This is a genomic window from Rhodoferax sp. RT5P35, from assembly GCF_056521385.1.
In genome coordinates this window covers 1-8,882 of record NZ_JBWMAX010000024.1, presented here as the reverse complement: position 1 = coordinate 8,882, position 8,882 = coordinate 1, and the positions used below count along the sequence as shown (strand labels likewise).

The 8,882-nt window shown below is 57.0% G+C and carries 5 protein-coding genes and 2 pseudogenes; 4 read left to right on the top strand and 3 right to left on the bottom strand.

The window, feature by feature from the left end; all coding sequences use genetic code 11:
- Positions 1-116: 116 nt before the first annotated feature.
- From AC097L_RS23045 to AC097L_RS23030, 4 genes and pseudogenes are all read left to right on the top strand, one after another.
- Positions 117-736, top strand: a pseudogene (locus AC097L_RS23045) (IS3 family transposase); the annotation flags it as partial.
- Positions 737-879: 143 nt separating this feature from the next.
- A complete protein-coding gene (locus AC097L_RS23040) occupies positions 880-2,079 on the top strand; it encodes a DUF2252 domain-containing protein (protein ID WP_479589077.1) in 1,200 nt (399 codons plus the stop codon).
- A gap of 19 nt (positions 2,080-2,098) precedes the next feature.
- On the top strand, positions 2,099-3,787 hold the full coding sequence (locus AC097L_RS23035) for a SulP family inorganic anion transporter (RefSeq protein WP_479589076.1): 1,689 nt from the start codon (positions 2,099-2,101) through the stop codon (positions 3,785-3,787).
- An 8-nt stretch (positions 3,788-3,795) separates the two neighbouring features.
- Positions 3,796-5,307 (top strand): CYTH and CHAD domain-containing protein, encoded by a 1,512-nt coding sequence (locus tag AC097L_RS23030; RefSeq protein WP_479589075.1) that lies wholly within the window; start codon positions 3,796-3,798, stop codon positions 5,305-5,307.
- Positions 5,308-5,433: 126 nt separating this feature from the next.
- Here AC097L_RS23030 and AC097L_RS23025 read toward each other — a convergent pair whose 3' ends face one another.
- From AC097L_RS23025 to AC097L_RS23015, 3 genes and pseudogenes are all read right to left on the bottom strand, one after another.
- Positions 5,434-6,123 carry a hypothetical protein gene (locus AC097L_RS23025; protein WP_479589074.1) on the bottom strand — a complete coding sequence of 230 codons (690 nt, stop codon included), beginning with the start codon at positions 6,121-6,123 and terminating at the stop codon, positions 5,434-5,436.
- A 15-nt stretch (positions 6,124-6,138) separates the two neighbouring features.
- Complete coding sequence (locus AC097L_RS23020; RefSeq protein ID WP_479589073.1) at positions 6,139-8,226, bottom strand: alkaline phosphatase family protein; 2,088 nt, start codon at positions 8,224-8,226, stop codon at positions 6,139-6,141.
- Between the two features lie 250 nt (positions 8,227-8,476).
- Positions 8,477-8,882 (bottom strand): annotated as a pseudogene (locus AC097L_RS23015) (IS3 family transposase); the annotation flags it as partial.

Below are 8,882 nucleotides of genomic sequence, written 5' to 3'. Positions count from 1 at the left end.
GGATACATCCCGCCTGCAGAAGCTGAGGCAAACTACTACCGGCAACTCGCCAATCAGGCCACCACGGTGGCGGCCTGACTTAAACCAACGGGCTTCCACGAAACCCGGGGCGGTTCATCCCTGTGGGCAGGCAGCGCTTGCAAAAGCTCATGCGGTGCCATGGCATGCGAGGCAAGAGCAAGAAGCGCTTCAGGATCACCACCGACAGCAACCACGACTTGCCGATCGCCCCCAACGTGCTCAACCGTGAGTTTGCGGTCAGCGTGCCCGACACCGTGTGGGTCGGCGACATCACCCATATCGCCACCCATAAGGGTTAGTTGTCCCTGGCGGTGATGATGGATCTGTTCAGCTGGCAAGTGGTAGGCTGGTTGATGTGTTCAGACATGGCCAGCGACATCCAGCAAAGGACGGGGGGCTGATCTTCCACAACGACCGGGGCAGCCAGTATGCGAGCCAGGCGTTCACAAGCGTGCTGGACGGCTAGAGCATCACGCCTTCGATGAGCCGCAAGGGCAACTGCTGGGACAACGCTTGCAGCGAGTCGTTGTTCGGCTCGTTGAAGGTGGAGCGGCTGCACGGGCAGCGCCTGCAGACGCGCCGCAAAGCCATGGACGAAACCGTGGGCTGGCCGCTCTGGTACAACCGGACATGGATGTATTCGACGCTGGGATACCGCAGCCCGGTTCAGTTCGAAGAAAACTGGCATGCCGCTAAGGCAGTAGAGACCAGCTAATTAATGAAGCAGCTAAGGGGTACGGATTCCAGGGGCAACGTCATTAACGTCGGCCAGATTGCCTGCTCCCATAATGTAGCAATGCGCCTAAGCAATTCAGACTCTATTTTTGAGCCAAGTCTTGGGCTGTAAACGGAGAAAATATGGATGTAATAGATCAAATTCTCCAGTTCAACGCCGGGCGCGATCCAGAAAGGCTGGAGAGCAAATACAGCAAGATGCGCGGCGATGCCTTCGTGTTCCTACGCGGAACATGCCATCTGTTTTACGAACGATTGCCCCGAAGCGATATTTTTAAATCGGCTCCACTGGTGTGGTCATGTGGCGACCTCCACTTCGAGAATTTCGGTAGCTTCAAGGGAGACAACCGCCTTCCTTATTTCGACCTCAATGACTTCGATGAATCCATTCTGGCTCCAGCCAGTTGGGATCTGGTCCGTATGCTGACCAGTCTGCGGGTTGGTGCGAAGAGTTTGGGGGTAGGACCGGCTGACGCGTTGGAGTTGTGTACGGCATTTCTAGATGCGTACTCTACTGCCCTGGCGTTAGGAAAAGCTTACTGGGTTGAGCCTCAGACCGCACACGGCCTGGTCGGCACCTTATTGGATGGACTGCGCACCCGGCAACGCGCCTCGTTTCTGAATGCCTATACACACACAAAAGGTAAAAAGCGCCTGATAAAAACAGATGGTAAGAAAGCCTTGCCTGCGACGCACAGCCAGCGCGACAAGGTCCGGGTATTTATGGATGGTTTTGCATGCACCCAGTCCGATCCGGGCTTCTACCGAGTTATCGATGTCGCACGCCGCGTTGCGGGCACTGGTAGCCTAGGAGTAGAACGTTATGCAATCCTGGTGTATGGCAGAGGGGCACCTGATGGCCACTATCTTTTAGACCTCAAGGAAGCATTGCCATCCGCACTTGTGTTCCGTGTGAAAGTCAAGCAACCTAAATGGACATCGGAAGCCCAGCGCATCGTGGTGACTCAGCGGCGTGTTCAGGCCGTATCGATGGCCTTTCTTCAGCACGTGTCGATAGGCAAGAAATCTTATGTCTTACGAGGGCTTCAACCACTGGAAGACCGGGTCACATTGGATGGGACGAAGCAATCCATCACCGAAATCCAACGCACCATCGCCACCATGGGCCAGATCGTGGCCTGGGGACAGCTGCGCAGTTCTGGCCGCCAGGGCAGCGCTATTGCGGACGAACTGGTCGATTTCGCCAGCCGCCCGAAATGGCATGCCAAGCTGTTAGCAGCATCTCTGGGATGCGCACAGCAGGTGGAGCAGGATGCCGCCACTTTTGACCACGCTTACGACGATGGAATGTTCCGTGCATAGCGCAGGTATGTCTGTACCCATGGTCCCACTGAATTTAGATAAACGTTCACCATGGGGCGATGTTGCAGCAGGGCTGTGCGTCGCTGGGTTGCTGATCCCGGAGGCCGTTGCCTATGCCGGACTGGCCCAATTGCCAGTTGTCCATGCGTTAATTGCGTCCATGGTGGGTCTAGCCATATATGCAGTTTTTGGTCGCAGCCGTTTCGCAATCGTCTCACCCACATCGTCCACCGCCACACTGGCTGCAGCTGCCGTATTGTCAACACAGGTCACTGCCGGACCAGACCATGCCGCAGATTACATGCAGGCTTTGATGGGCTTGGTAATCGTTGCGGGTGGAATTTTGATGCTGCTGGCCTGGGCCAGACAAGGCATGTTGTCCGCGTTTGTGTCTCGTCCCGTACTGCGTGGGTTCGCATTTGCATTGGCCATCACCATCGTGGTTAAGCAGTTGCCGGATGCACTGGGTGTACAAATACCCCACGATTTGGCCTCCGATCCCTTGCATCTGTTCATGTACATCGCTACCCACCTTACATCGGTTCATATGGCGACTGCCCTGGTCGCAGGGGCGGCCGCCACGTTGGTTATGGGATTCAGGCGCTGGCCCCGGCTGCCAGCATCCATGCTGGTAATCGTGCTGTCCATTGTTGCGGCCCGCTGGTTTGATTTCGCATCACTGGGTATCGTAGAGGTGGGCGCGATCCAACAGCCTGGATTCCATCCGTCTATTCCTGATCTACCACGTGCGGAATGGCTACGGTTAGGAGAGTTGGCGTTTGGGTTGGTAGTTCTGATTTTTGCCGAATCATGGGGCAGTATGCGCACCATGGCACTGGCCCACGGTGACACCCTGGATGCGAACCGGGAGCTACTGGTGCTGGGTGCTTGCAATGTCGCATCGGCCTTGCTGCAGGGTATGCCTGTGGGAGCAGGGTTCTCCGCCAGTTCAGCGAACGCGGCGGCTGGTGCGCAGAGCCGCAAGTCTGGGGTCGTGGCTTTGGTAGTGATTGCCCTCGCACTGATACTGGCCTTGCCCATGTTGCATTTGCTACCGCGCTCCGTGCTGGCAGTGGCCGTCATTTCTGCACTGTGGCACGCGCTGTCGCCCAGGCCACTGGTCGCTGTTTGGAAAATGAACCGTGACCGGCTGTTGGTGGTGGGAGCAGTTTCGGCGGTGCTGTTGCTTGGTGTATTGCACGGCATGCTGGCCGCGATTGCCTTATCCCTGATCGCGGCACTGCAGCGGTTTGGGCAGCCAGTCCTGCATGAACTGGGAGAACTGGCAACATCCCGCAACTACGTTGCGCTCGACAGCCATTCAGATGCGTTGATCACGCCCGGACTGTTGATCTTGCGGCCTGAAGCTCCTTTGTTTTTTGCAAGTGCCGAAAAAGTGGTGTCTGACATCGCCCTGCTTGCCGGTGCACGTCCCGCCGTGCGATCGGTGATCTTGAGCCTAGAAGAAAGCTCTGATATTGACAGCACCGCAGCAGAATGCTTGCTGGAACTGGATCGACGCTTGAACAGTATGGGCAAAGTACTTTTGTTAGCCAGGGTCAAGGAACCTGTTCGCGCGTTGCTGGCACAGCTTGACCCGAACGGTCTGGGGCAGACATCCAGAATGTTCTGGAGTGTTGCCGATGCCGTGTATGGATCAGCGTTGGCAAATGGTGAGGTATCTCGTCACAATGGTTCGCCTGTCTAGCAAACCCTATGAAATCAGCCGTTCTTAACGCAAGCCCGCAGGAAATCGAACTCAAGTTGGCGCTGCCCACGTCCGATCCGTCCAGCTTGGCCAAGCTACTTGCCTGCGTGCCCATCCTGGCGCACCGCAAGTCTAGGCACCAGCATTTGCACAACGTCTACTACGACACAGCGGATCAGCTCTTGCGCCAGCAGCGTGTCGCGTTGCGGATACGGCGTGTGGGCACTGATGCAGAGCCGCACTGGCTGCAGACCCTCAAGACCGGTAGCCGAGGCAACTCGGCGTTGAGTCAGCGGGGCGAATGGGAAGTCAGCGTGCCCAGCCCCAGCTTGGCGCTGGATGCCCTTCAAGCCACGCCGTGGACCGGCATCGACCCCGACGGCACGGTGTTTCCAGCGCTGGTGGCCGTCTTTGCTACAAGCTTCGACCGGACCAGTTGGGTGGTGCGGCGACGTGACGCAAGCGTGGTCGAGGTGGCCCTAGATATCGGACACACCACGGCGGGTGACAACCATGCTCCCATTTGCGAACTGGAGCTAGAGCTACTGGCAGGCCCGCCGACAGCGCTGTTCGATATCGCTCAGCAGATTGCCCGCACTATCGCCGTGTTGCCGCTGACCCAGAGCAAATCGGAGCGGGGTTACCGCTTGGCAAAGAACGGCCTGGACACTCCGCTACACGCCCATCCGCCCACGCTCACCAAAGACTTATCCGTTCCCAAGGCAGCAGCGAGTGTCTTGCGCGAAATGTTCAACCAGTTCACTACGAATCTAAACGCGGTGCGCACCTCGGATGATCCAGAAGTAGTGCACCAGGCACGGATTGGTTGGCGGCGCTTCCGAAGTGCATTGCGGCTGTTCAAACCCGTCCTGGCTCTCGGCGCCGTGCCAACTTGGCAGCCCTTGCAACTGCTGCTGGACTTATTGGGCGAACTGAGGGATCTGGATGTCGCTTGTACCGACACCTTGCCGGAGCTTGCGGAGGCCTATTCGGCAGGGGATGCTCAACGTGCCGACGCGTGGCGGGCAATGACACACACCTTGCAGCACGCTACCGACCTCCAGCGTAAATCCGTGCGCTACGCACTGTTTGAGCCTGCAGTGGGCGCCACCTTGTTGGCGACCACACAATGGTTGGAAGGCTTGGCGGCCTCACCTGGACCCACCGGCGCGCGGGCGGGTGAACCGACGGTTTTCCTGCAGCATTGGAGCGGGCTTCGCATTGCCCGCATGCACCGGCAACTGAAGCTTGCTCGCAAGGACACCGATAACCCTTATAGCCAACACCGGGTACGCATACTCGCCAAGCGCATGCGCTATGGCATTGAGGCCCTGCGCAACGCTTTGCCCCAACGGCGTGCTAAGCGCTGGTACCGGCAGGCAATGGAGTTGCAACTCCGCCTTGGGGCTGAGCGTGATGTGATGCAAGCCGGGGCGCTGGCCGCAAAATTGGAAGTTGACCACGGACTTGTCGAGTTCCTCCAGGGTGTGGCCGTGGGGCAGGCAATGCGGAGGAAATAACGCAAGCTTAGGTTCTATTGACTACGGTTGTAAGCATTTCAGAGTTCTGCGCTGAAGAGCAGCATCGAGTTTTTATACCGAGGTGCTGGCCTCGTCCTTCGATGCATGACTTTCCCAAGGGTTTCATCAATCGTCGTTGATATCGGCATTCGCATCGTTGCGTGCAAATCCAGAGTCCATGACTTTGTAGGTATCAACCAGAACGGGTTTGACATCAAGTTGTGTGACCCGCCACTGCACCGCACCGTTCGCGGCGGTAATCATCAACGGCAACCGCGCTTTGGCACTCCAGCACAACTTGCTGTCGGTGCCATTGTGGGACAGCGCATACCAGCGGCAGTCAGCGACCGGTTTCTCCGCACTCTTGGGTGTGCTGGTAGCTGCCAACAGGTAGGTGCCGGACGGTCGCGTCAATGCGTGCGAAAGACTAAACCAGTCGGTGAAGTGACCTACACGGAAGAGGTTTGTACGGTCAATGTCCGTGCGCACTTTGTGCTTCAGATCTAGCACGACCATGCGCCATTCGGTTTCTTTGGCGGGTTTGAAAACAAAAGTTTCAACTACATCGTCGGTACGCCGCTTCAAACGCTGGTCACGATCACGCCACAGCTCTGTAGCATGGACGGCACCATTCAGCTTGTAAGTTGCGTGAAAATGCAGTTGGCGAGGTTCAGCTACGGCGTTAAAAGTCTTGTCAAAGTCAAGGCTGGTAGCGGCTGGGCTGGCACCGCTTGCTGCAACCAATACAGTCGAAAAAGCAGCAGAGAAAAAGGCCCGCCGCCATAGCGGGCCGCTCCTATTGAGTGAAAAGTTCATGCAGTATTGGGGTTTTCAGTTGCGTACAGCTTGGGCGTAATCAAAATAGCGGTATGTTTTGCTATCCACCGTCAGATCTTTCACCACCAGATTGACGGAGTAGTTACCTGCCGTACGCACGGTGTCAATGGCTGCGCCCGTTGGGTCCGTCGGCAACTTGAAGGTTAAGCCTGTGGCCTGTGCCGATGGGTTGACCACGCTGGGCTTTACCACGGCCGATGCGGTGCTGGCGGGCTTAAGCAAGGCTTCGTTGAGCACGCGACCATCCGCTGCAGGCATGGATTGGCCCAACATATATGCCACAGTGGGTGCCACATCCACATTACCGGTCGGATTACTGATGGTGACGCCAGAGCGGAACAAAGGACCATTGGCAATCAGCGTGTTGTGCACGTCGATAGGGCTGAAGCTGCCATGCATTCCCCGGTTCCCACCGAAACTCTCAAACTCAATACCAGGCACGCCGTTGACCAGCTGCTGCGAATCCCAGTTGAAGCTGACCACCACATCGGGCTGGCCTTTATTCTGGCGACTGCTGTTCTCCAGATTGACCATCGCCATAGACAGGGTGCCGGGGAGCGCACCATAGCGACTGTCAACGAAGATCGGACCATATTCCTCGCGGCTTTGCAGGAAGCGCACCAAGTTGGCAATTGTGGTCGCGTCGTGGTCCGGCACGTAGAAATAGTCAGAGCCACCATTGGCGGCCACCACAATCCCAGTTGCGGGCATCGTCGTCGGCACCTTGAAACTGGCCACCGGTGTTGGCAATGTGGCACTGATGGCTTGGTATTTGGTGTTAGCAGTGCCACACAAAGCACCCGTGGTGTCCACGCTGACTGCGTACACGGCCGTTCCGTCGGACTTTATGCCAGCCATGGGTGTAGTGCTGCATCCGGAGCCGTCATAGGCTTTGAATCCGGCATAGGTCAACAAATCTGCCGAGCGCACATCACCCGATACCGAAAAACCGTTGACTGGATCAGGCAAGCCCAAGACAGCATTGGTCACGCCACTGGTAATAGAGGTGCTCGCCGTAATGGCCCGCAGCGGAAACAAGGCGGTGGGGCCAGACACATTGCTATGCGCATGGTCTGACACCACGATGATGTTGGTGGTGCCATCCAAGCCCGCTGCTTTGAGTCCAACTTGTAATTCACCCAGTCGTGCGTCTTGCGATGCCAGGGCCTTGTGGTAATTGGCCGAGCCTGGGCCGTAGGCGTGCTGGGTATTGTCCGGTGTGCGGAACCAAATCAGAGACAGGTCGGGCAGCTTTTTCGGCAGTATGTAGTCGGTAAAGACTTTCATCATGTACTGATTGGAACTGGATTCTGGCGCACCCTGGGTGCTGTCCGTTGCATCTTTAGCCTGTAGGCCATTGGGTAGCGCAAAGGTGAAAGCACCGGCCCGTACGGTGGGGTTCCCGTTCACGCTAGCTAGGGAAATTGTTCCGGTAGGGTAAGCGAAGCCGGTATTGGCAGGTAACGCGAAATTGGCAGCCTGCAGTTCGGTGGCCAGTGTCAACGGAAGCACGGTGTTTTCATCCAGGAAGAATCCACCACGTCCTAAATCTTGAAGATAGGCAGCACCTGATTTACCAATCGCTGCTGTTTTGAGTCCCGCATCCTGTGCCGTTTTGAACAACGACTTGACTAACAGCAACTGTCCTCCGTAGTAGTCGTTGAGAGTGGTCAGGACAGCATAGTCTTCGGTGAAGACCGGTGCGCTGTAGTCTTGCGTGGTACCTGCAGCAGATTTACCCACGGGGATGGGCTGAGCCGCACCCGCTTGCGGTGGCGTCCAGAAAGTGTTGCCGTAGAAGCCACTGGTTTTAGGAAATGAACCGGAAGCGAATGACGACGAGTTCATCATCGTGAAGGTCGGATAGGTCGAGTGGTTGTCCGCAAATTGCACACCGCTCTGACGGAGTGCATAAAGGTTGGGGGTGTCTGTGGGGTTTACAGAATCAGGCCTCAAACCATCCCACACCATGATGATTGTGCGCTGGGCAGGTATGGTGGCAGCGGGACTTTCGGAGCCACCGCAGCCACTTAGCACTGTGATACCTGTGGCGATTACAAAAGAAAAGGCGCGTAGACGCATGGGTAGATCCTGGTCGTAATCAAGGGGCGAAGGCAGCGAGATGCAGACTTAAAGTCATCGATATCGAGTCTGCTTTTGGGAGATGACAGAACGAAGACAGGGTCTACACCTCTATATTTCTTTACTCTACCTTTGCACTAAGCCGACATTGTCGTGGTCAAGTTTTTTCGGACATCCGTATAGGGGATGTGGAAAGTTCAGTGGGCCGCCAAGCGTAGTTTCTCGTACTGGCTCCTTGACCGGTATCCCACAAGGCCGTGTGCGCCTGGCTGGCGTATTGACTGCCTCGGTCTGAATGCACCAACAGGCCTGCAACGGGCTGACGGCTTGCAATGGCCATGCTCAAGGCCGCACACGCCAGCTCTGCGGGCATGCTCGATGCCATCGCCCAGCCCACGACCTTGCGCGAGAACAAGTCCAGCACCACAGCCAAGTACAACCAGCCGCTGCGCGTTCGTACGTAGGTCATGTCGCAAACCCAGGCGCGATTGGGTGTATCAGGATTGAACTGGCGGGCCAACACATTGGCCGCCACAGGCAGTGCGTGGCGGCTGTCTGTGGTGTGCACGAACTTGCGTCGCCAGCGCGCCCTCAGCCCATCGCTGCGCATCAGCGTGCGCGCCCGCTGGCGCTCCACGGCCAAGCCTTGTGACTTC

What these genes read in the sequence shown, in the direction of transcription:
- AC097L_RS23020 (WP_479589073.1), bottom strand. Translation starts at nt 8,226, where the DNA reads ATGCGTCTACGCGCCTTTTCTTTTGTAATCGCCACAGGTATCACAGTG.
- AC097L_RS23025 (WP_479589074.1), bottom strand. Translation starts at nt 6,123, where the DNA reads ATGAACTTTTCACTCAATAGGAGCGGCCCGCTATGGCGGCGGGCCTTT.
- AC097L_RS23030 (WP_479589075.1), top strand. Translation starts at nt 3,796, where the DNA reads ATGAAATCAGCCGTTCTTAACGCAAGCCCGCAGGAAATCGAACTCAAG.
- AC097L_RS23035 (WP_479589076.1), top strand. Translation starts at nt 2,099, where the DNA reads ATGGTCCCACTGAATTTAGATAAACGTTCACCATGGGGCGATGTTGCA.
- AC097L_RS23040 (WP_479589077.1), top strand. Translation starts at nt 880, where the DNA reads ATGGATGTAATAGATCAAATTCTCCAGTTCAACGCCGGGCGCGATCCA.